We start from the raw sequence: 20,663 nt of genomic DNA, 5'->3' as shown, positions 1-20,663 counted from the left end.
CTGCGCGAAGATACCGTGACACCGGGCTGGTCAGGCCTTTGCCATCAGCGCTGCCAGATCATTCGCTGACACCGCGTGTCTGGTAAATCCGAAACTGCCCTCACTCAGCAACTCCCGCGCAGCATGGGTGAGGGCGCCATACGCCGTATTGAACAGGAGCGGGCCAAGACTCAGTCGTTTCACGCCAGCTTCGGCCAATTCCTGCAGGGAAAGGGGCAAGCTGTCTGGAAGCGCCAAAACGTTCACGGGGCGGTCGACACTGGTGATCACGCTCCGAATATCATCCAGGGAGCGCAATCCCGGCGCATATAGCACATCCGCCCCGGCCTCCTGATAGGCCTGAAGCCGGGCAATCGTATCGGCCAGATCCGGCACGCCCGTGAAGAAATTCTCTGCCCGTGCGGTGAGGGTGAACTGAAAAGGCAGGGCTCGCGCCGCTTCGACTGCTGCCCGTACCCGGTCGGCTGCTTCCAGAATATCGTATTGGGGCGCCTCCGGATTGCCGGTGAAATCCTCGATCGAGCCGCCAACGAGCCCCGCCTCTGCCCCCAGCCGGATAGTTTCAGCGCAGTCTTGCGGGCTATGGCCAAAACCATTCTCCAGATCCGCACTGAGCGGCAGATCGGTCGCTTCGGCCAATTTGCGGATATGCATCATCTTCATGTCGCGGGTGATCTGGTAGTCGCCGAGCCCCTCGCTGCCGGCAAACCCTGCGCTGGATGTCGCCAAGGCCTCATAGCCGAGCGCAGCAAGTATCTTCGCTGAACCCGCATCCCAGGGATTGGGCAAGAGGAACATACTCTCCCGCTTATGAAGTGTCGCAAATGCTGCGCCGCGCTCGGTTTGTGAAGTCATGTCCTGCTCTCCTTTGTGCCAGTAAGGATCAGCACGTGTGCATATGGCATCCCACCCGTTTCTTGCGCATCGGTGATGGACATCAGTCTTCATGTGGCGCAAGGCCGGGGGCTTTCCATAACGGGGCCGTCTTCATACAGTCCCGCCAGCTGTTCCGGAGTGGGCATGTCAGACAAGATGGACGACTTCATCGACGAGATGGCCGAAGATGCGGCCGAGGATATCTCGTCCCCCGTCAGCGGGGTCAGCGAAGCGATCGGTGCTGGCGCATCCTTGCTGGCGACCGCGAACCATTGGCGTGCCCGCCAGCTGCGCCGCGGCGTAAAGATCGAACTGCCGGCCTATCTGATGGTCCAGCTCAGCTGGTTCATGGCCTTCGGCCTGCAAATGGTCCTGTTCCCCTACCTGATTACGGGCCGCGAACACCTTCACATGGACGGTCTGGCGCTGGGCCTTGCAAACATGGCGCTGTCGGCCCCGTCGGTCATCTTCCTGCTGATTGGCGGTGTGGTGGCCGAGCGCGCAGACGGCAAGCGCCTGCTCATCATCCTGCACCTTCTGGCGGCAACCCCAGCCCTATTTCTCGCCGTGGCCGTGGCGCGCGGGGAACTCTCCTATCCCGCCATGATCATATATGGCCTGACCATCGGCACGGTGGGTGCCTTCATGATGCCGGCGCGCGATTCCATCGTGAATGAAGTGGTCGAGCGGCGCATGCGGGTCGGCTCCGGCGTGACCCTGCAACTCGGCGTGACGCTCGCCACGATGGCGCAGTTCCTGGCCCAGATCGGCGGCCTGATCGTGGGTGGCTATGCCGACAAACGCACCCAGATGCCGGACTGGCTGGGCGGTTTCGGCATCGGCCCGATACCGGCTGAACAACTCCTGGCCATTCAGGGCATCATCCTGGCCCTCGGGGCGGGGTTTGCCCTCTGGCTCGGGCGGGGTCGGCAGATCGTGACCGGCGGCAAGGGCATCAAATCCGCCCTCAGCGACATTGCCGAGGGCTTCCATGCGGTCCGGTCCGACGGCAAGCTCTGGGCCATGACCGCGCTGATGTTCGGCGTCGGCATTTTCGTGATTGGCGCTTTCCTGGTCGTGCTGCCCATCGTGAACCGGGACGTTTACGGCTTCGGCTCCGACGGCATCCGGGACATGTTCGTCACCTTCTGGATGGGGGCGTTCGTTTCATCCGTCGTCCTGTCGATCTTCAAACGCATCAAGCGTCAGGGCCGCCTGTTGCTGATCGCGCAATTCCTCGCCTCGATCAGCATCCTCGCCATGATGTGGCAGGTGCCACATTACGTCTTCCTCGGCATCGTCTTCATCTGGGGCCTGGCCGCCGGCATCTCCATCGCGATGAGCCGCTCCATCGTGCAGGATGCCGCGCCGAAGGAAAAGCTCGCCCGCGTCCTCTCGATCTATCAGCTTGGCTTCATGGCCGGCGCGCCGTTCGGCGCCGCCATCATGGGCGCACTGGTCGACCTGTTCGGCCCCCAGAAAATCGCTATCGTCCCGGCCGGTGGCATGATCACCCTGATCATCTGGATGGTGTTCTTCACGCCCGTCTGGAACATGAAAGGCTCGGCCTGGCTGGAGCATCAGGAGCGCAACTGACGGCTTTGTGTAGATGACACGGGGGCCAAACGCTTCTATCGAAACCCTCATGAGTTCCCGCCCGCGCGCCCATATTCACCTGTCCAGCATTGCCGCCAATTGGCAGGCCATCGACCGGCTGAATCCGACCGCCACCACGGCCGCCGTGGTCAAGGCGGATGGGTATGGGCTGGGCGCGGCAAAAGTGTCCCGCACCCTGGCCAGGGCGGGGTGCAGCACGTTCTTTGTTGCCCATTTCGAAGAAGGGACCGCATTGCGCCAGGCGCTCGGCTTCGGACCGCGCATTTTCGTCCTGAACGGGCCGACCGGCAGCCATCTGCGCACCTATCGCGAAGCGGATCTGACACCGGTCCTGTCCAGCGAGGAACAGGTGGAGCTGTGGGCCCGGGCGCCGCGCGGGGCCTGCGCGCTACATTTTGATACCGGCATGAACCGTCTGGGCCTCTCCTCCAGCGTGCTGACACACCGGCGCAACGAGCTGCACAAGCTGCAACCTGTCCTGATCATGAGCCATCTGGCGTGCGGTGACCTGCCGGACCATGCCCTCAACCGGGTCCAGCTTGACCGGTTCACAGAGATTGCGTCGGCCTTCCCCGACACGCCCGCCAGCCTCGCCGCCTCGTCCGGATGCTATCTCGGCAAGGCCTATGCATTTGACCTGACCCGGCCCGGCATCGCGCTCTATGGCGGCTCAACCCCGCCGGAGACTGTCCGGCTGGAACCGACGGTCACCCTGGAAGCGCGCATTCTCAGCGTCTTCTCCGCCAGGGCCGGTGAGAGTGTCGGCTATGCTGCGACCCATACGCTGGAGCAGAACACGACTCTCGCCACTGTCGCGCTCGGCTATGCCGACGGCATCCCGCGATCCGGCGGCAATACGCTGATCGGCTATCTCGATGGCACGCCCTGCCCGGTGCTCGGACGCATCTCGATGGACCTCATCACGATTGATGTTTCAAAGGCACAGGCTGAAGCAAAATCAGGCGCGCGCGTTGAATTCCTCGGCCCGCATGCCAAACTCGAAGAACAGGCGGCCCGCGCAGGTACGCTAGGGTATGAATTACTTACAGGACTGAGCAATCGTGTCGAACGTGTCTACCCGTAAGCGCGGGCTTCCCAATCCCCTGCAATGGATCGGCGCTGCCGTGATCGGCCTCTTCGCGGAGATCGGCAGGCTGTCGCTGTTTGCGGCCAAGGTGAAATTCGCGGCTGTGACGCCCCGCTGGTATCTCGGCCAGGTCTGGCGGCAGATGGTCAATATCGGCTTCTATTCCCTGCCTGTGGTCGGCATGTCAGCCGTCTTCATCGGCGCGGCGCTGGCCCTCAACATCTATGAAGGCGGCAGCCGCTATGGCGCAGAGCAATTCGTGCCCAGCATCGTCGTGCTCGGCATCACGCGGGAGCTTGGCGCCACGATCACCGGCCTGATGCTGGCGGGCCGCGTCTCGGCGGGCATCTCGGCCGAGATCGGCGCGATGCGCGTGACCGAGCAGATTGATGCGCTGGAGACGCTGTCGGCGTCGCCTTATCGCTATCTCTACGCGCCGCGCTTCCTGGCTGCGATCATCGCCCTGCCGCTGCTGGTCCTGGTCGCCGACGTGATCGGCATCATGGGCGGCTGGCTGGTCAGCGTCTATGCGCTCGATTTCGACTCCACCACCTATTTGCGCAACACGATCGACTTCGTGACCAATGAGGACATCATTGTCGGCCTCATCAAGGCCGTCGTGTTCGGGGCGGTGATTGCCATTATGGGCTGTTATCAGGGCGACCGGTCCGAAGCCGGCGCGACCGGCGTTGGCCGCGCGGCCACGCTCTCCATGGTCGGCGCCGCCGTGCTGGTGCTGGCGGCCAATTACCTCATGTCCACCCTGTTCGTGGAGATTGGCCTGTGAGCACGCCCATCCTGAAACTCGACAACGTCAAGAAATCCTTCGGCCCAAAGGATGTGCTCAAGGGCGTCGATCTTGAGGTGCAGAAGGGCGAAAGCCTCGTCATTCTTGGTGGCTCCGGCTCCGGCAAGTCCGTCATGCTGAAGAATGCGCTCGGCCTGATGACGCCGACGGCCGGGACGATCTGGTTTGACGGTCAGGACGTTACCAAGGCGACCGGCAGGACGCGCGAGAAGATGCGCGCCCGCATCGGCATGCTGTTCCAGTCCGGCGCCTTGTTCGACTCTCTCACCGTCTGGGAGAATGTTGGCTTCCGCCTGCTGCAGGTGGACAAGATGCGGCGCAAGGATGCCAAGGAACAGGCCCTCGAGACGCTGAAAAAGGTCCGCCTCGGCCCGGATGTGGCCGACCTCTATCCGGCAGAAATCTCCGGCGGCATGCAGAAGCGCGTCTCGCTCGCCCGCTCGATCATTTCCAAGCCGGACCTGATCTTCTTCGACGAGCCGACGACCGGCCTCGACCCGATCACCGCCGATGCGATCAACGATCTGATCCTCGAACAGGTGCACAATCTCGGCGCCGCAGCTGTCTCGATCACGCATGACATGGCCTCGGCCCGCAAGATCGCCGACAACATCGCCATGCTCTATGAAGGCAAGATCATCTGGCACGGCCCCGCCCACATCATCGACAATAGCGGCAACGAATATGTCGACCAGTTCGTCCACGGACGAGCCGAAGGCCCGATCCAGCCGGCGATCTAGTCGTGCGTCTGCTCCTGACCCGGTGAATGAGACGATCCTGCGGGGCCTGAGGCCGCATTCAGATCGTGCAGAATCGCATTCGACAACGCGATTGACGTCTCCGTCAGGCTGACCGCACCCACGGCTCCCGTCATGCGGCGATCCACTTCAACTGGGTCTCCATAGAATTCATGGGCAAACTGGCGCAGCGGCAGCAATTCCGCCACCGGCTCCTGGAAATTCAACTGCAAGGCGGTGAGCGACGACAGGATCACCTTGTCTTTGCTCTCTACACTGAGCAATTTCTTCGCGTTCTCATAGCGCATGTGCTCCTGCATCTTGGCGAGATGATCCGGGCCGTTCTTGACCACGGCTTTCAATTCGTCCTTGAGAATTTCTTCCGTGAAAGTCTCACCGAACACTTTTCTTCCCGCCAATAGCGCCGTGGGAAAGATGCGCTCCCGATCAATCCTGCCTGAATCGGCTGGATCGTCGTCCACTCGGGCAATGAATTCCAGCAAGGTGGAGAGGGTCGTGGCGGCCGCAAAGCGGATCAGGGAAGTGCCTTCACCAGCCGTCATCTCCTTGATCTCTTCCTGCGTCGACAACCGACCGAGAACAATAATCAGGACAACAATTGCCGCGATTACGGCGATGATAATCCAAAGCAGCATGATGAATCTCCCTGCTGGCTCTGCGCCCAAGCCGGGAGCAATACACTCATGGGTAGAAACTGTTTAGAATACGTAACTTTTTCGGCCACAGTCGGGCGGTGCCGTTTCCGTGATCCCCCTCTTTCCCCGCCATGCAAACCCCCATATCTCTTAAGCATGGCCAAGACCGCGACGACTGCCTTTGTGTGCCAATCCTGTGGCGAAGTTCACTCCAAATGGAGCGGAAAATGCGCGGGCTGTGGCGAGTGGAATACGCTGGTTGAGGAAACCGTCGGCGGCACGCCCGGCGGCCTCGCTGCGCCCAAGGCGGGCACCAAGCGGTCCGGCAAGACGGAATTCGTCGCCCTGAACGCCGAGACCGAAACGCCTGCCCGAATCGTCATGGGTGTGGAGGAACTCGACCGCGTCTTCGGCGGCGGCATCGTGCCCTCCTCCGCCACCTTGATCGGCGGCGATCCCGGCATCGGCAAATCGACGCTCCTGCTCCAGGTCGCCGCGCGGCTCGCCCGCAATGGTGTGAAGACGGTCTATGTCTCCGGCGAGGAAGCGGCCGCCCAGATCCAGGAGCGCGCCAAGCGGCTGAAGGTCGCCGAAAGCCCGGTCGACCTCGCAACCGAAACAGACCTCCGCAAGATCCTGTCGGCGCTGAAAGCGGCCAAGCCGGATTTCGTGGTCATCGATTCCATCCAGACCATGTGGTCCGACAGTCTTGAGGCCGCGCCCGGCTCGGTCAGCCAGGTCCGCGCCTGTTCGCAGGAACTGACCCGCTGGGCGAAGAAATCCGGCGCGGCGCTCGTGCTCGTCGGCCACGTCACCAAGGAAGGCAATATTGCCGGCCCGCGCGTGGTCGAGCACATGGTCGATGCCGTCTTCTATTTCGAGGGCGAACGCGGCCACCAGTTCCGCATCCTGCGCGCGGTGAAGAACCGGTTCGGGCCGACCGACGAGATCGGCATTTTCGAAATGCACCAATACGGCCTCGCCCCGGCGAAGGAACCGTCCGCCCTGTTCCTGTCCACCGATGGGGATGGCGAAGGCGGCGCGGCGGTCTATGCGGCGATGGAAGGCTCACGTCCCGTCCTCGCCGAAGTTCAGGCGCTGGTTGCCAAGAGCGCCTATGGCACGCCCCGGCGCAGCGTCGTCGGCTGGGATGGCGGGCGCCTTGCCATGCTGCTCGCCGTGCTGGAAGCGCGCTGCGGGATCAGCCTGTCGGGCATGGATGTCTACCTCTCGGTGGCAGGCGGCTATCGCATTGGCGAGCCCGCCGGCGACCTTGGCGCGGCCGCGGCGCTGCTGACCTCTCTTGCCGACACGCCGGTGCCCGACCGGACCGTGTTCTTCGGCGAAGTGGCGCTGTCCGGCGCAGTGCGTCCGGTGGCCCGGATGGAACAGCGCCTGAAGGAAGCGGCGCGCCTTGGTTTCACCCACGCCTATGTGCCAGAAGGCAGTCCGACTTCAGTGGATGGCTTGACGATCACTCCAATTAAACGGCTTATCGACCTCGCCCACATTCTCGCTCCGGACGCCCAAAATGCTTGAGTCCATTACAGCTTTTGACGCCATCGCCGTTGCGGTCATCGTGATCTCGGCGATCATGGCGTTTGCGAGAGGCTTTCTTCGCGAAATCGCGACGCTCGGCTCCTTCATCGCCGCCCTGGCCGCCGCGTTTTACGCCCGTCGTTTCTTCGCCGGCAGCGTGCGCACGCTGGTGCCGGAAGGGGTCGACCCATTGCTCGGCGACCTCGCGCTCGTCGTGGTCGCGTTCATTATCGTATATGTCCTGGTCGCCTGGTTCGGCCAGCGCCTGTCCAAGAACATCCAGGGCGCGGACGGGATCGGCATGTTCGACCATTTTGCCGGCCTGTTCTTTGGCATCGCACGCGGCGCCATCGCCCTTGTTTTCTTTGCCGTGCTTCTCAATCTTGCCCTTGATGAAAGCCGCATCCCCGACTTCATCCGGAACTCGATGACCTATCCGCCGCTTGCGGAAATGGCGGATTATGTGAACGACAATGCGTCGAAAGTCGGAAAAGATGTGCAAGCCGCCCTTCCCTCAGAGGGTAAAACAGGGCAATAGGCCCGTGTCGCAATACTGTTACTCAGGAGATGCGTCTCAAATGGTCCTTTTCGATCATGATGACGACAAGCCCCGCGAGGAATGCGGCGTCTTCGGTATCTTTGGAAATCATGAAGCCAGCCTGCTGACAGCGCTTGGTTTGCATGCCCTCCAGCATCGCGGGCAGGAAGCCTGCGGGATGATCACCTTTGACGGCAAACGATTCCCCTCGGAACGTCATTTGGGCATGGTAGGTGAGCATTTCGGGGGTGACCTCCGGACGCGCCTGCCCGGCCACGCCGCCATCGGTCACAATCGGTACTCGACGCAGGGCCGCACCATGTTGCGGAACGTGCAACCGATCTTCGCAGACCTCGCCGGCGGCGGGTTCGCGGTCGCGCACAATGGCAACCTCACCAATTCCCGCAAGCTGCGCCATGACCTCGTCAAGGATGGCGCGATCTTCCAGTCCACAATGGACACCGAAGTCATCCTGCACCTCGTGGCGCGCAGCACCGGCAAGAATTTCCTCGCGCGTCTCGTGGATGCGCTGCAGAAGATCGAGGGCGGCTATGCCCTGGTCGGCCTGACCGGCAAGAAACTGGTCGGCGCACGCGACCCGGTCGGCCTGCGCCCGCTGATCCTTGGCAAGCTGGGCGATGCCTATGTGCTGGCGTCAGAGACCTGCGCGCTGGATATTATCGGCGCGGAATTCGTGCGCGAAGTCGACAATGGCGAAATCGTCGTCATCAGCGACAAGGGCGTTGAATCCTACCGCTTCGCCCCGCAACGCCCGACCAGCCCGTGCGTGTTCGAATATGTCTATTTCGCGCGCCCGGACAGCATCGTTCAGGGCCGCTCCATCTATGAAGTGCGCCGCCGCATGGGCCGCCAGCTGGGGATCGAGACCCCGGCCGAGGCCGATGTGATCGTGCCCGTGCCCGATTCCGGCGTCCCGGCCGCGCTCGGATTTTCCGAACAATCCGGCATTCCCTTCCAGATGGGTATCATCCGGAACCATTATGTCGGCCGGACCTTCATCCAGCCGACCCAGACCGGCCGCCAGAGCGCCGTTTCCAAGAAGCACAGCCCGAACCGCGCTGTGCTCGAAGGCAAGCGTGTCATTCTCGTCGACGATTCCATCGTGCGCGGCAACACGTCGAAGAAGATCGTCCAGATGGTGCGCGATGCCGGCGCCAAGGAAATCCATTTTCGCTCGGCCAGCCCGCCCATCCTGAACCCGGATTTCTACGGCATCGACATGGCCGCCAAGTCCGAATTGTTCGCAGCCATCCATACGCATCAGGAAATGGTCGAGGAACTGAACGTCGACTCGCTCGGCTTCCTGTCCGTGCCCGGTCTCTACACGGCCATCGGCGAGCCGCAGCGCAACCCGATGCAGCCGCAATTCTCCGACCATTGCTTCACCGGCGACTATCCGACACCGCTGGTCGACAATGAACATGCCGAATCCGACAAGGAGCGCCAGCTCTCCCTGCTGGACGATGCCTAGGTCTGAAGGTTCAAGGCAAAAAGCCATGTCATCCCGGAAAATGCAGCGCGTTTATCCGGGATCCAGCTGCGAAGAAGCAATTTCAGACTGGGTCCCGGCTCTCCGCTACGCTTCGGCCGGGATGACAAGACAGGATGATACTCTCTATGACTGACACCCCCCGCCTCATCCTTGTCACCGGCGCCTCGCGTGGCATTGGCCGCGCCGCCGCGCTGGAACTTGCCCGTCAGGGGAACATCGTCGTCGCGGTGGCCCGCTCCAAGGCCGCATTGCAAAAGCTGGACGATGAAATCCGCGCTGCCGGGTCGGAAGCCGTGCTTGTGCCGATGGACCTGAAAGATACCAAGGGCATCGAAACCCTCGGCAAGGTGATCGGCGAACGCTTCGGGCGGCTGGATGGCCTTGTCGCCAATGCCGGTATTCTCGGCACGCTCGGCCCGGTCGAGACGTGCGGTCCGCGCAGCTTCGAAGAAACCATTGCAGTGAACCTCACGTCGAACTTCCACCTGATCCGGGCCCTGTCGCCCTGGATGCACCAGTCGGACGCGCCGCGCGCCGTCTTCGTTACCTCCAGCGTGGCCCGCGCTCCGCGTGCCTTCTGGGGCCCCTACCAGGCCGCCAAGGCCGGGATGGAAGCGCTTGTCATTGGCTGGGCCGATGAGAATGAGAACATGAAACTGCGGGCGAACCTGTTCAATCCGGGTGGCACGCGCACCGGCATGCGCGCCGAGGCCATGCCCGGCGAGGATCCGATGACCCTTCCGACCCCGGAGGAGATTGCCGCCGAACTGGTCAAGCTGGTCAGCCCGGACGAGACGCGCACCGGCCAATTGGTTGCCTATCGCGAACTGGCCGGATCAAAGGGATAAGGCAGAATGGCGAAGGATGACCTCTTCCTCCTTCAGCCCCCCTTTGAAGACCCGGCCTATCCGGGCGAGATTTTCTATTGCTGGCATTGCATGCTGATGGAAGGCCTGATTGCCGCCTTGCCATGCCTTGCCGAACAGATCGATATTCACCGCATCGCCTGGCCTCGCCCCCGCGCGGACCTGGTCAGTCGTCTCGGGCCTGACAACCAGTCCCTCCCCGTGCTGATCCTGTCGGATGCAGGCGAGGGATGCCAAGGCGTCAAGCAGCATGAAGGCGTGCATTTCATCGACAACAAGGATGCAATTCTGACCGCGCTGACCCTTCGCCACGGTATTCCCACGCCGCATCCTTGAAGCAGCGGGCCAAGTCCGGCAGAAGTCTGGCCATGTCCACCTATCTTTCTCCCGCCTCCCTGCGCCCCCGGTCTGCCACGCTAAAGGATCTGCCAGCCCTGAAAGCCTGCGAGCAGGGCATCATTGCGGCCGAGCGCCCCTACGATCACACGCTGAAGCCGAATCCGATCAGCTATTATGATCTGGGCGAGCGTCTCCGCTCCGAAGATGCGGAAGTTGCCGTCATCGAGCTGGAGGGCGAGCTCATTGCGACCGGCTATGCCGAGAAGCGCCTCTCGAAACCCTATGTCGCCTCCGAGCATCACGCCTTTCTGGGATTCATGTTCGTGCACCCGGCCCATCGCGGCAAGGGACTGAACCGTATCCTGACGGACTATTTGCTCGACTGGGCCCGCAGGCGCGGCCTGACGGAAATCCGCCTGACCGTCTATAGCGGCAATGACCCCGCCATCCGCGCCTATGAGAAAACCGGCTTCAAACCCTACATCACCGAGATGCGGCTCAATCTCGACGAATAAGCCTATTCCGGCGGCGTGGTCAGGACAAAGCTTTCGCGCGCTGATATCTCGTCAAACCAGGTCACGAGGTTTGGGTGCGGCCCGCGCCAGTCGAGGTCCGGCAAGCGGAAATCGAGATAGCCAAGCGCGCAGGCATACGTGATCCGCCCAAGGTCGAATACTTTGCGGTCCGACGTCACATCCTCTGCAATCTCATCCACACCGCGATGGATCGCTGCGGTCCAGCGGTCCTGCCAGAAGGCCGAGCGCTCCGTTTCCGGCCGGCGGGATTCCATGACCAGGCTGAGCGCCGCATCCAGGATGCCATCGCCGAGCGCCTGCGCCGTCAGCACAGCCCAGCGGCGGTCGCCATCCTTTGGCAGAAGCGCCTCCCCGGCGGCCTCATGGTCGAGATATTCGCAGATGACCGGACTGTCGAACAGGTGCGTGCCATCCTTCAGCTCCAGCGCGGGAATCTTGCTGAGCGGATTGCCGATTCGTGTGGCCGCATTCTCCGCCATCGGGTCTGCGCGCTCCAGCGAAACGGCATCTTGCAGGCCCTGCTCGATAATCAGTACCCGCACCTTGCGGGCATATGGGGACGTGGCAGAATAATAGAGCTTCATGACATGCCCCTTCAGGTCTTGAAATGCTTGGATAATTTGAGGCCCTGCCCCTGATAGTTCGAACCCTTGCCGCCATACAGGCCCTTCGGCTTGGACGCCATGCTTTCATAGACCAGCTTGGCGACCGGCTGGCCATGTTCGAGGATAAAGGGAACGTCCCGCGAGCGTACTTCCAGCACGGCGCGGCTGCCGCCCGTATTCGTGCCGAAGCCCGGATCGAAGAAGCCCGCATAATGCGCGCGGAATTCGCCCAGCTCCGGCGCAATCGGCGCCATCTCGGCGGCCTCCATCGCGCCCACCTTCACCGTCTCGCGGCTGACCAGGATGTAGAATTCCTCCGGGTTCAGAACAATCCGGCCGTCGCGCGGCCAGACCGGCTCCCAGAACTGGCTCGCCTCATGCGCGCCAATCCCGCGCAAATCGACGATCCCGGAATGATGCTTCGCCCTGTAGCCGACCGGCTGATCGCCTGCCGATTCCAGATCAATCGAGACCACTTTCTCCTTGAGCGTCTCCGGCTTCTTCCGCTTGAAGCGGATCTGCGCCAGCCGGTCACCCGGCCGCACCATGATCGGGAAGGTGCGCGGGCTGACTTCCAGGTAGAGCGGCCCGGAATATCCGGTCGGCACTTCATCGAAGGCGCGCGAGCGATTGGTCACGAGGCGCGTGAACACGTCGATGCGCCCCGTGGAGCTTTTCGGATTGGCGCGCGCCGCAATCCCCGCCGGCAGGCGCAGCGACTCCATCAGGGGCACCAGGTACACGCAGCCCGTCTCCAGCACCGCGCCTTCCTTGGTCAAATCGATCCGGTGCATGTGGATGCCCGGTTCCTGCAACATCTCGGCGACGGTGCGGTCCTTGCCGGGCAGGAAGCTCGCCCTCAGCCGGTAGGCATCCTCCGCCAGACGAAGATCGAGGCTGGCCGGCTGGACCTGGCCCTCGTCCAGCGGCAGGTCTGACCGGATCGCCTCGGCGCCCACCAGCGCTTCAATCTCATGATCAGACAATACACCAGAATCGACGGCCATCACTTGCACCCCTTGCCCTCTCAGGCATAAGACGCACTGCAGGAAACACAAGGGACTAACGTGTCATGGCAGATGCACCGGGCGGCGACGGAAAAAAGGGCTGGAAGCCTGCGACCAAAGCGGTGCGCGGCGGCCTCATGCGCTCCCAGCATGGCGAGATTTCCGAAGCGATCTACCTGACGTCCGGCTTCTCCTATGACAGCGCCGAACAGGCGATGCGCCGCATGGCCGGCGAGGAAGACGGCTTTGTCTATTCCCGCTATGGCAGCCCGACCTGTGAGATGCTGCAGCAGCGACTCGCCCTGATCGAAAACGCCGAGACCTGCCGCGTGGCCGCGTCCGGCATGGGCGCAATCTCGACCGCGATCCTCGCGCCGCTGAAAGCAGGTGACCGCGTCGTGGCCGCGACGGCCCTGTTCGGCTCCTGCCGCTGGATCATCGCCAACCAGATGCCCAAATTCGGCATCGAAACTGTCTTCGTGGACGGCGCTGACCTCGAGGCCTGGGAGCGGGAAATCGCCAAGGGCTGCCAGCTCGTCCTGATCGAGAGCCCGGCCAACCCCCTGCTCGACGGCGTCGACATCGAGGCGGTCGCCAAGCTCTGCAAGGCTGCCGGCGCGATTCTGGTGGTCGACAATGTGTTCGCGACGCCGATTCTCCAGAAACCTCTGGAGCTTGGCGCCGATGTGGTCGTCTACTCGACCACCAAGCACATGGACGGCCAGGGCCGCGTCATGGGCGGCGCAATCCTCTGCGATTCGGCGCGGATGGAAGAAATCTACGATCCGTGGCTACGCCATCTCGGCCCGGCCGCCTCGCCCTTCAATGCCTGGGTCGTGCTCAAGGGGCTCGAAACGCTGAAACTGCGCGTCGACCAGCAGACAAAAAATGCAGCCCGCCTCGCCGACATAATTGCCGATCATCCGGCGATTGCCGCCGTGCGTTACCCGCATCGCGAGGACCATCCGCACTATGAAATCCACAAGCGCCAGATGAACGCCGGGGGCACCATGATCGCCTTCTCGGTGAAAGGCGGACAGGAAGAAGCGTTCAAGCTTCTGAATTCATTGGAGCTTGTCGATATCTGCAACAATCTCGGCGACACCAAGTCGCTGGCCTGTCATCCCTCCTCCACAACGCATCGCGCCCTCAGCGATGAGGAGCAGGCCTCGATGGGGCTTGACCGCAGCTGGATCAGGATGTCGGTTGGGCTGGAAGATTCTGACGATCTTGTAATGGATTTGACCCGCGCCCTTAACAGTGTGTGAACGAATTGGATTGAATTTCATCTAATGGGCAGACGGGTTCCTCCTCCACAGTACGAACATATCACCGACGGTGTTCGCATTCGCGTGCGTCCGAAATTCATGCATGATGAATCCGAGCCGGCGCGTGCCCGCTTCATGTGGTCCTATACGGTCGACGTGGAGAATGAGAGCGAGCAGACCTGGACCATCGTACGCCGTCACTGGCGCATCGTGGACGCCGAAGGGCGGCGTCAGGAAGTCGAAGGCGAAGGCGTGATTGGCCAAACGCCGACCCTCGGGCCGGGCGAACGCTTCAGCTATACATCTGGCGCGCCCCTGGCGGCCCCGTCCGGCATCATGGGCGGCACCTATGACCTCAAGGGCGATGATGGCCGCGTACTGATCGCGACCATCCCGATGTTCTCGCTGGACAGCCCGTACGAAACGTCGCTGCCCAGCTGAACCTTGCGACTATTCGCTAACCCTTGATCTCTGCCTTGATCAAATCGTTCAGGCGGGTGCGATCCGCGCCCTCGATGAATTCATTGCCGATCAGGAAGCTTGGCGTCGCCTCGACCCCGATGGCCCGGGCGAGCTGCTTGGACTCCGACAGTTCGCGCTGGATGTCGATGGAGCGCATGTCGGCGCGCATCTTCTGGACATTCATGCCCACATCCTTGGCCACCTCGTCGAGCTTGGCTTCGGTCAGATCATCATTGTTCTTGATCGCCATAAGCGCGAGGTGGAACTCGCGATACTTGCCCTGCTTGCCGGCGGCCAGCGCGGCGAGCGAAGCGGTTTCGCTGATGCCGCCAAAGATCGGCAGTTCCTTGAACACGACCCGGACATTGCCATCATAGTCTTCCGGCAGTTCCTGCACCCACTCGACCGAGCGCTTGCACCAGCCGCAGCGATAATCGAAGAACTCCACAACCGTGATCTCTGCATCAGCCGGGCCGATGAAATAATCACCCTCATTATTGTAGATCGCATCGAAATTGCTCGCGATGGCCTTCTGCGCTTCCTGGGAGGCGTCGGCTTTCTGCTTGGCTGCCAGCTTGATCAGCGCTTCCTCGATGATTTCCGGATTCTCGAGGATGTACTCTCGCACGACCTGCTCCATGGCTTCGCGATCAGCGGCGGGCGCCGATTTGCTCTCGGCGCAGGCGGGGGTCAGGGCGAGCGCGGCCATGGCGGCCGTCATCGTGGTCAGTCTCAAAGTCATGCGAGGGGCTTCCTGTCGTGTCAGGTCAATATCGATTCAGATCAGATATACGGCCTGATAGGCGCGCGTCCATTGGGCCTGACACAAAGTTGATCGGGAACTATTGAACCGTGAACGAGAAACGCGGGCGGCGGCGATACATGTCGCGATTGTCCGGATTGTTGGCATCCGTCACCAGGAGGATGTCATCCGCGCGGCGATAATCCGGTGTGCCGGGCTCAAGGCTCTGCACGGCGAAGTGCGCGAACCGGTTCGCCCGCACAATGTCCCCAACAGCATAGGCCGACTCGGCTGTGGCCAGTTGGGCATCTGCCCGGCGTCCCTGCTTCTCGTAGGTGATGGCCAGTTGTGCCCAGGCGAACGCATTGTCCGGCTCAGCGATCAGCGCGTCATGCAACGCCTTTTCAGCCGCCTCGACATCGCCCGGCTCGTCCCGTGCATTCAGGGACCGGGCAAGGTTGATCAGCAGCAGGGGCTGGCCCGGCTTCAATTCGAGCGATTTCGCATGCGGCTCCACCGATTCGGCGGCCCGGCCGCTTTCAAACAGGATCTGGCCCTTGAGCTCCCAGAAATACGGGTTCTCAGGATCCTCCTCCAGCAAGGAGTTGATCTCGATCAGCGCCCGATCGATATCGGACGCCTGCATGGCCGCGATCGAGCGGGCATAGCGGGCCGGCTGGCTCTGGTCACTGGCCGGATATTCCCGCGCCACCTTGTTCGGCGTATCGAGGAAGCCGATCAGCTTGGCGCGCATCATCTGGTACTGGCGCAATTCGCGGTCCGTTTCCGGCGTGTCCATCATGCCGGAATCCTCGGCCAGCTGGCGCACGGTGCGGATCCGGTCCGAGGCGAGCGGGTGCGCGCGGAAATAGGGATAGCGGCGCGCGCTGGACAGAACTTCCTGATAGCGGAAATTCTCGAAGAATTCGACGATGCCGCGGGGCGACTGGCCGAGCTGCGTCAGGTATTCGACCGCCGCCGCATCTGCCGTCGCTTCTTCCGACCGTGTGTGCGTGAAGAAATTCAGCGCCGCAAATTGCTGCGACGACCCGATCAGGGCCGCGCCGGCCCCGCCTTCTCCGGCCGCCATGGCCAGGATACCAAGACCGATGGAGAGCAGCGCCGGGCGCATCGCGACCCCGGCGGCGCGCGACCGACTGACCGAGTGGCCACAGGCGATGTGACAGGTCTCGTGCCCGATCACGCCCTTGATCTGCAGCGAGGAATCCGCCGCGATGATCAGGCCGGTATGGATATGGATGTTCTGGCCGTTCGCCACGAAGGCGTTCAGGGACGGATCATTGATCAGGTACAGGCCGACATCATTCGGCTTCAGGCCCGCCACGTCGAGAATGGGGTCTGTCCATTCCCGCAAGGTCTCCTCGATCTCCGCATCGCGGATGAGGCTCTGGGCCGTGGCACTTGCCGCCATCATCGCGGCGAGCGCGGCGGTTGCGGCCAGTTTCAGGAAATTTCGCGCCATGCAAAGCGCCTCCTGTTGATTGCATCTACATCCCTGATTTTATGGGACGCCTATACGATTGGCGAGGGTTTCCTCGCACTATAACGCATTTGTCAGGAATCGGCTGACTGGAAGATGAATGTCAGGGCAGGGTCGAGGCGGATTCCGATCTCGGCCCCTGTCTTCGGCGCCGTAATGCGCGGCACCAAGGCCGTCAGGGCCTGTCCCTGGCAATCAAGCAACAGGCGGCACAGCGGACCGGTCAATTGGCTGGCGGTGACTTTGGCGCGAACCGGCGAGCCCTCATCCTGCACCACACCTTCCGGACGTACGATCAGTTCCGCTCCAGCCGGCACGGCCTGCCCGGCAAGCCCCTCGGGCAAATCGGCCGCACGAATACGGCTAACCGGGCCGAGCGCTGCAGCAATCGCAGCACTTTCCGGCTTCATGTAGACATCTGCGGCCTTGCCCTGCTGCAGCAGGCAGCCACCTTGCAGGATGGCGATACAGTCGGCGCTCTCCAGCGCTTCGGTCGGGTCATGCGTAACGAGGAGCGCCGGAATCCCCGCCTCCCGGATCGCCGCCAGCGCCGTATCGCGCACACTGCCCCGCAGCGCCGGATCGAGGCCGGAGAACGGTTCGTCCATCAGGATCGCCGCCGGTTCCGGCGCGAGTGCGCGGGCAATCGCGACGCGCTGTTGCTCTCCGCCGGAGAGTTCATGCGGGAAGGCGTCGGCCCGGCCCGTCAGGCCCAGACGCTCAAGCCATTCTGCGGCGATCGTGCGCGCCGCTTCCTTGCCCCGTGATTTGAGGCCAAAGGCAACATTCTGCGCCGCGGTCAGGTGCGGGAACAGCGCAAAATCCTGGAAGATCAGGCCGATCCGGCGCTTTTCGGCGGGCACCGTCTTGCCCGGCCTCGAAAGCAATTGGTCTCCCAGTCGGATCTCGCCCTCGTCCAGCGGCTCCAGGCCGGCAAACAAGCGCAGCAAGGTCGACTTGCCCGCGCCCGACCCGCCGAGCAGGGCCGTGATGTCTCCCGGTTCAAGATCGAGGCTGACCCCTTCCACCACGGCGGTGGGGCCGTAGCGGCGGGTCACATTTGTGGCGATCAAATGCGCGCTCATTGGGTGTCCCCCGGACGCGAATGGCTGAGCCGCCAGGACAGCAGGATCACGGGCAGCAGGCCCGCCAACGTGATCAGCAGAGACGGCAAGGCCGCCGCCGCCAGCCGCTCATCCGTGGCATAGGCATTCGCCCGCACCGACAGCGTGTCCCAATTGAACGGCCGCAACATCAGGGTTGCGGGCAATTCCTTCAGGGATTCAACAAACAGGATCAAGGCACCAGCCATGGCGCCTGATAGCGCGACCGGCAGGTCAACGGAAACCGCGCGGCGCAGCGGCGAGGCGCCAAGGCTCTCGGCGGCATAGCCCATCGAGGCAGGCGCCCGGCCAAGCGCCGCGACCATCGGCTCCGCGCCGGAGGTCGTGAACCGGCTGGCATAGACCCAGGCGAGTGCAATGATCGCCCCCGCCCCGGTCAGCGTGATGCCGAGATAACCCATCACCAACAGCGCGCCGAGCGCGAGAACGGCGCCCGGAATGGCGTAGCCGGTCGAGGCCATCAACCGTGCGAAGCCGGCGATCAGTCCGCTCTGCCGGGCCGTCAGCGCGATCACCATGGCCAGCACGAAGGCCAGCGCCGCGCCCGAGCCGGCAAGGATCAGCGTGTTGACCAGCGCCCGGCCAATCGGCGCGATCTGGCCCTGCGATTCCATGACCAGCCAGATGAGGCGCGACATGGGCAGGACAAAGGTTGCGAGGAACAGGAGCGCGCACGCCGCCATCGCCCCCAGCCCAGCCCAGCGCGGCAAGCGCGTGCGGGATACGTTGCGCCAGCGGGTCGAGCTTTGCTGGCTGCCGGCACGGCCCCGCGTATGCCGCTCTGTCAGGATCAGCGCGATCACGATCACGACCAGAACCAGAGCGAGCCGCGCCGCAGCCGCCGGTTCGCCAAAACTCTGCCAGGCGCGCACGATGCCGAAGGTCAGGGTCGGCACACCGAGATATTCGGCGGCGCCATAGTCTGCCGCCGCTTCCATCAAGGTCAGCGCGAGCCCCGCCGCAATCGCCGGACGCGCAGCCGGCAACGCCACCTGCCAGAACCGGCGCGCACTGCTCGCCCCCAAGCTGCGGGCCGCTTCCAGCGCGCAGACCGATTGCGAGACAAACGCCGCCCGCGCCGTCAGGTAGACATAGGGGTAAAGCGCGCAGGTCAGCACGAAGGCGAGCCCCGGCAGGCTGCGCATATCCGGAAACCAATAGTCGCGCGCCGTCCAGCCGGTCGCCTCGCGAATTGCCACCTGGAACGGCCCCATCAGGCCCATCAAATCGGCATAGGCATAGGCCAGCACATAGCCCGGCGCGGCGAGCGGCAGGATCAGCAGCCATTCGAACAGGCCCCGTCCCGGAAACTGGTACATCGTCACCAGCCATGCCGCCGGCACCGCAACGGCCAGGGTCATGAGGGCGGTTAATGCCAGCGTGCCGAGCGTGCCGGTCGTGTAGCCCGTGAGCAGCGTGTCGCGGATGTGACTCCACGCCTCGCCGCCGCCATTCAGGATCCCCGCCAGCAGCGTGACGACAACCGGCACAGCAATGATCAAGCCCGCCAATAAGGCGGGCCCGTCAATGCTTCTGAACCGAAAGCTGCGTATGGCGGTGTAGGTGTTCAAACGAGATCAGTTCCATCCTGCGCGGTCATAGATCGCCTGCGCCTCGGCCTGGTTTTCTCCAAGCTTGTTGAGCGAGAACACGCTTTCCTTGAAATCAGGCGGAAGCCGGTCGAGCCCTCCCGGCATCTCGGCGCCAGCGACCAGCGGGATTTCCTTGGTCTCGGTGGTCAGCAGGAACTGGCCCTCCTCGGTGGCCAGCCATTCGATGAACTGGATGGCGGCCTCCTTGTGCGGCGCATGGGCGGCTACGCCTGCGCCGGTGACATTCACATGCGCGCCCCAGCTATCCTGCTGCGGGAAAGAGAGCATGGTCTTCTCGACCGATTTGCGCTGGGCATCGGAGCCTTGCGTCATGCGCACCCAGTAATAATGGTTCACCAGCGCGACCGAGCACTGGCCGGCGGCAATGGCCTCGATCTGGCCGGTATCGCCGCCCTGCGGAGGCCGGGCGAAATTCGCCACGACGCTGCGCGCCCAGGCTTCCGCCGTATCCTTGCCCAGCCGGTCGATCAATTCGCCCATCAGGGAGAGATTGTAGATATTCGTGCTGGAGCGCATGCAGACTTCGCCCTCGAAATTCGCGCTGGCGAGGTCGGCATATTCATCCACCTGGTCCGGCTCGACACGGGCCGGATCATAGACAATCACGCGCAACCGTTTGGCCAGGCCATACCAGTTATGGTCGGGATCGCGGAAATGTTCGGGAATGCGCTCCAACAGGATGTCCGACTCGATGGGCTGCATCAGGCCTGCCGCCTTGAACCGGTAGAGTGTGCCAGCATCGGACGAAATGATGACGTCCGCGGGACTTTTGTCGCCCTCGGCCTTCATCGCTTCGAGCAGTTCGGCGGCGCCGGACTCGCGGAACCGGACCCGGATGCCGGTCTCTGCCTCAAAGCGTTTGTAGAGGTTTTTGTCAGAATCGTAGTGCCGCGCGGAATATACATTCAGCATGCCGGTTGGCTCTACCGGCGGTGTAGCCGCAGCTTCAGACTCCCCCGAAGTCCCCGACGGCCCTCCACAGGCAGAAAGGAAAACGCAGGCGGCGGCCAGGGGCACATACCATTTCATGGAACAAACTCTCTCTCAGGGGCATTGATCTTCTGTTCAATCACAGTTGAGAATGGATCGCAACGAACGAGATGCGCGACCTTTTTGCCCGATTTTTGCACACACCGACGGAAACGGCCGTAAAGCGCGTGAATCTCATGTTGCATTGCACAAAAAACGGTAACGATATGAGCCTACAAACAGTGTCCAAGAAAATGGAC

21 protein-coding genes are annotated in these 20,663 nt (G+C 62.7%); 12 read left to right on the top strand and 9 right to left on the bottom strand.

Annotation, left to right across the window (positions count from 1 at the left end):
• Positions 1–30: 30 nt before the first annotated feature.
• Positions 31–855, bottom strand: coding sequence for an isocitrate lyase/PEP mutase family protein (locus V7660_RS04110; protein ID WP_335601857.1), 825 nt, complete (start codon positions 853–855; stop codon positions 31–33).
• A gap of 165 nt (positions 856–1,020) precedes the next feature.
• On the opposite strand from V7660_RS04110, the gene V7660_RS04105 reads away from it, so the two are divergent.
• Genes V7660_RS04105 through V7660_RS04090 form a run of 4 tightly spaced genes read left to right on the top strand, consistent with a single transcriptional unit; the run spans position 1,021 to position 5,128 of the window.
• A complete protein-coding gene (locus V7660_RS04105; protein ID WP_335601856.1) occupies positions 1,021–2,472 on the top strand; it encodes an MFS transporter in 1,452 nt (483 codons plus the stop codon).
• Positions 2,473–2,521: 49 nt separating this feature from the next.
• The gene (gene alr / locus V7660_RS04100; protein ID WP_335601855.1) at positions 2,522–3,577 is read left to right on the top strand and encodes an alanine racemase; all 1,056 of its coding nucleotides are present in this window, start codon (positions 2,522–2,524) and stop codon (positions 3,575–3,577) included.
• Positions 3,555–4,367 (top strand): MlaE family ABC transporter permease, encoded by an 813-nt coding sequence (locus V7660_RS04095; RefSeq protein WP_335601854.1) that lies wholly within the window; start codon positions 3,555–3,557, stop codon positions 4,365–4,367. The genes alr and V7660_RS04095 overlap by 23 nt, the downstream gene beginning before the upstream one ends.
• Positions 4,364–5,128 carry an ABC transporter ATP-binding protein gene (locus V7660_RS04090; RefSeq protein ID WP_335601853.1) on the top strand — a complete coding sequence of 255 codons (765 nt, stop codon included), beginning with the start codon at positions 4,364–4,366 and terminating at the stop codon, positions 5,126–5,128. Before V7660_RS04095 ends, V7660_RS04090 begins: the two co-directional genes overlap by 4 nt.
• Here the strand turns inward: V7660_RS04090 and V7660_RS04085 are convergent.
• Positions 5,125–5,781: a hypothetical protein gene (locus tag V7660_RS04085; protein ID WP_335601852.1), complete on the bottom strand. Its 657-nt coding sequence runs from the start codon at positions 5,779–5,781 to the stop codon at positions 5,125–5,127. The genes V7660_RS04090 and V7660_RS04085 overlap by 4 nt on opposite strands.
• Before the next feature lie 156 nt (positions 5,782–5,937).
• Between V7660_RS04085 and radA the strand changes: the two genes are divergently transcribed.
• The 6 genes from radA to V7660_RS04055 all read left to right on the top strand — a co-directional run bounded on the left by radA (position 5,938) and on the right by V7660_RS04055 (position 11,091).
• The gene (gene radA, locus V7660_RS04080; RefSeq protein ID WP_335601851.1) at positions 5,938–7,320 is read left to right on the top strand and encodes a DNA repair protein RadA; all 1,383 of its coding nucleotides are present in this window, start codon (positions 5,938–5,940) and stop codon (positions 7,318–7,320) included.
• Entirely contained in the window at positions 7,313–7,858 is a 546-nt protein-coding gene (locus V7660_RS04075) for a CvpA family protein (RefSeq protein ID WP_335601850.1), read from the top strand. The genes radA and V7660_RS04075 overlap by 8 nt, the downstream gene beginning before the upstream one ends.
• Before the next feature lie 40 nt (positions 7,859–7,898).
• Positions 7,899–9,350, top strand: a complete 1,452-nt coding sequence (gene purF / locus V7660_RS04070; RefSeq protein WP_335601849.1) for an amidophosphoribosyltransferase — start codon at positions 7,899–7,901, stop codon at positions 9,348–9,350.
• Positions 9,351–9,496: 146 nt separating this feature from the next.
• Complete coding sequence (locus tag V7660_RS04065) at positions 9,497–10,219, top strand: SDR family NAD(P)-dependent oxidoreductase (RefSeq protein ID WP_335601848.1); 723 nt, start codon at positions 9,497–9,499, stop codon at positions 10,217–10,219.
• A 6-nt stretch (positions 10,220–10,225) separates the two neighbouring features.
• A complete protein-coding gene (locus V7660_RS04060) occupies positions 10,226–10,573 on the top strand; it encodes a DUF3088 domain-containing protein (RefSeq protein WP_335601847.1) in 348 nt (115 codons plus the stop codon).
• A gap of 32 nt (positions 10,574–10,605) precedes the next feature.
• Entirely contained in the window at positions 10,606–11,091 is a 486-nt protein-coding gene (locus tag V7660_RS04055) for a GNAT family N-acetyltransferase (RefSeq protein WP_335601846.1), read from the top strand.
• Positions 11,092–11,093: 2 nt separating this feature from the next.
• Here the strand turns inward: V7660_RS04055 and V7660_RS04050 are convergent, their stop codons facing one another.
• Both V7660_RS04050 and V7660_RS04045 read right to left on the bottom strand, forming a co-directional pair.
• Positions 11,094–11,696, bottom strand: coding sequence for a glutathione S-transferase N-terminal domain-containing protein (locus V7660_RS04050; protein WP_335601845.1), 603 nt, complete (start codon positions 11,694–11,696; stop codon positions 11,094–11,096).
• 11 nt (positions 11,697–11,707) lie between these two features.
• Positions 11,708–12,724 carry a 2'-deoxycytidine 5'-triphosphate deaminase gene (locus tag V7660_RS04045; protein ID WP_335601844.1) on the bottom strand — a complete coding sequence of 339 codons (1,017 nt, stop codon included), beginning with the start codon at positions 12,722–12,724 and terminating at the stop codon, positions 11,708–11,710.
• Between the two features lie 65 nt (positions 12,725–12,789).
• Between V7660_RS04045 and metZ the strand changes: the two genes are divergently transcribed.
• On the top strand, positions 12,790–13,992 hold the full coding sequence (gene metZ, locus V7660_RS04040; RefSeq protein ID WP_335601843.1) for an O-succinylhomoserine sulfhydrylase: 1,203 nt from the start codon (positions 12,790–12,792) through the stop codon (positions 13,990–13,992).
• Positions 13,993–14,016: 24 nt separating this feature from the next.
• The gene (gene apaG / locus V7660_RS04035; RefSeq protein ID WP_335601842.1) at positions 14,017–14,433 is read left to right on the top strand and encodes a Co2+/Mg2+ efflux protein ApaG; all 417 of its coding nucleotides are present in this window, start codon (positions 14,017–14,019) and stop codon (positions 14,431–14,433) included.
• Positions 14,434–14,449: 16 nt separating this feature from the next.
• On the opposite strand, the gene V7660_RS04030 is transcribed toward apaG, so the two are convergent.
• From V7660_RS04030 to V7660_RS04010, 5 genes are all read right to left on the bottom strand, one after another.
• The gene (locus tag V7660_RS04030) at positions 14,450–15,196 is read right to left on the bottom strand and encodes a DsbA family protein (RefSeq protein ID WP_335601841.1); all 747 of its coding nucleotides are present in this window, start codon (positions 15,194–15,196) and stop codon (positions 14,450–14,452) included.
• A 100-nt stretch (positions 15,197–15,296) separates the two neighbouring features.
• Entirely contained in the window at positions 15,297–16,679 is a 1,383-nt protein-coding gene (locus V7660_RS04025) for a M48 family metalloprotease (RefSeq protein WP_335601840.1), read from the bottom strand.
• 92 nt (positions 16,680–16,771) lie between these two features.
• Positions 16,772–17,782 (bottom strand): ABC transporter ATP-binding protein, encoded by a 1,011-nt coding sequence (locus tag V7660_RS04020; protein ID WP_335601839.1) that lies wholly within the window; start codon positions 17,780–17,782, stop codon positions 16,772–16,774.
• The gene (locus tag V7660_RS04015; RefSeq protein ID WP_335601838.1) at positions 17,779–19,323 is read right to left on the bottom strand and encodes an ABC transporter permease; all 1,545 of its coding nucleotides are present in this window, start codon (positions 19,321–19,323) and stop codon (positions 17,779–17,781) included. Before V7660_RS04015 ends, V7660_RS04020 begins: the two co-directional genes overlap by 4 nt.
• Before the next feature lie 75 nt (positions 19,324–19,398).
• On the bottom strand, positions 19,399–20,346 hold the full coding sequence (locus tag V7660_RS04010) for an extracellular solute-binding protein (RefSeq protein ID WP_335601837.1): 948 nt from the start codon (positions 20,344–20,346) through the stop codon (positions 19,399–19,401).
• Positions 20,347–20,663 lie beyond the last annotated feature (317 nt).

The organism is Hyphomonas sp., assembly GCF_036964145.1.
Lineage (GTDB): Bacteria > Pseudomonadota > Alphaproteobacteria > Caulobacterales > Hyphomonadaceae > Hyphomonas.
Note: the sequence above shows the minus strand (reverse complement) of the source record. Positions and strands in the feature narration are given on the sequence as shown.

Bases quoted from the DNA above. Each gene is read 5' to 3' on its own strand.
- V7660_RS04110 (WP_335601857.1), bottom strand. From the start codon at position 855: ATGACTTCACAAACCGAGCGCGGCGCAGCATTTGCGACACTTCATAAG.
- V7660_RS04105 (WP_335601856.1), top strand. From the start codon at position 1,021: ATGTCAGACAAGATGGACGACTTCATCGACGAGATGGCCGAAGATGCG.
- alr (WP_335601855.1), top strand. From the start codon at position 2,522: ATGAGTTCCCGCCCGCGCGCCCATATTCACCTGTCCAGCATTGCCGCC.
- V7660_RS04085 (WP_335601852.1), bottom strand. From the start codon at position 5,781: ATGCTGCTTTGGATTATCATCGCCGTAATCGCGGCAATTGTTGTCCTG.
- radA (WP_335601851.1), top strand. From the start codon at position 5,938: ATGGCCAAGACCGCGACGACTGCCTTTGTGTGCCAATCCTGTGGCGAA.
- V7660_RS04075 (WP_335601850.1), top strand. From the start codon at position 7,313: ATGCTTGAGTCCATTACAGCTTTTGACGCCATCGCCGTTGCGGTCATC.
- purF (WP_335601849.1), top strand. From the start codon at position 7,899: ATGGTCCTTTTCGATCATGATGACGACAAGCCCCGCGAGGAATGCGGC.
- V7660_RS04065 (WP_335601848.1), top strand. From the start codon at position 9,497: ATGACTGACACCCCCCGCCTCATCCTTGTCACCGGCGCCTCGCGTGGC.
- V7660_RS04060 (WP_335601847.1), top strand. From the start codon at position 10,226: ATGGCGAAGGATGACCTCTTCCTCCTTCAGCCCCCCTTTGAAGACCCG.
- V7660_RS04055 (WP_335601846.1), top strand. From the start codon at position 10,606: ATGTCCACCTATCTTTCTCCCGCCTCCCTGCGCCCCCGGTCTGCCACG.
- V7660_RS04050 (WP_335601845.1), bottom strand. From the start codon at position 11,696: ATGAAGCTCTATTATTCTGCCACGTCCCCATATGCCCGCAAGGTGCGG.
- V7660_RS04045 (WP_335601844.1), bottom strand. From the start codon at position 12,724: ATGGCCGTCGATTCTGGTGTATTGTCTGATCATGAGATTGAAGCGCTG.
- metZ (WP_335601843.1), top strand. From the start codon at position 12,790: ATGGCAGATGCACCGGGCGGCGACGGAAAAAAGGGCTGGAAGCCTGCG.
- apaG (WP_335601842.1), top strand. From the start codon at position 14,017: ATGGGCAGACGGGTTCCTCCTCCACAGTACGAACATATCACCGACGGT.
- V7660_RS04030 (WP_335601841.1), bottom strand. From the start codon at position 15,196: ATGACTTTGAGACTGACCACGATGACGGCCGCCATGGCCGCGCTCGCC.
- V7660_RS04025 (WP_335601840.1), bottom strand. From the start codon at position 16,679: ATGGCGCGAAATTTCCTGAAACTGGCCGCAACCGCCGCGCTCGCCGCG.
- V7660_RS04020 (WP_335601839.1), bottom strand. From the start codon at position 17,782: ATGAGCGCGCATTTGATCGCCACAAATGTGACCCGCCGCTACGGCCCC.
- V7660_RS04010 (WP_335601837.1), bottom strand. From the start codon at position 20,346: ATGCTGAATGTATATTCCGCGCGGCACTACGATTCTGACAAAAACCTC.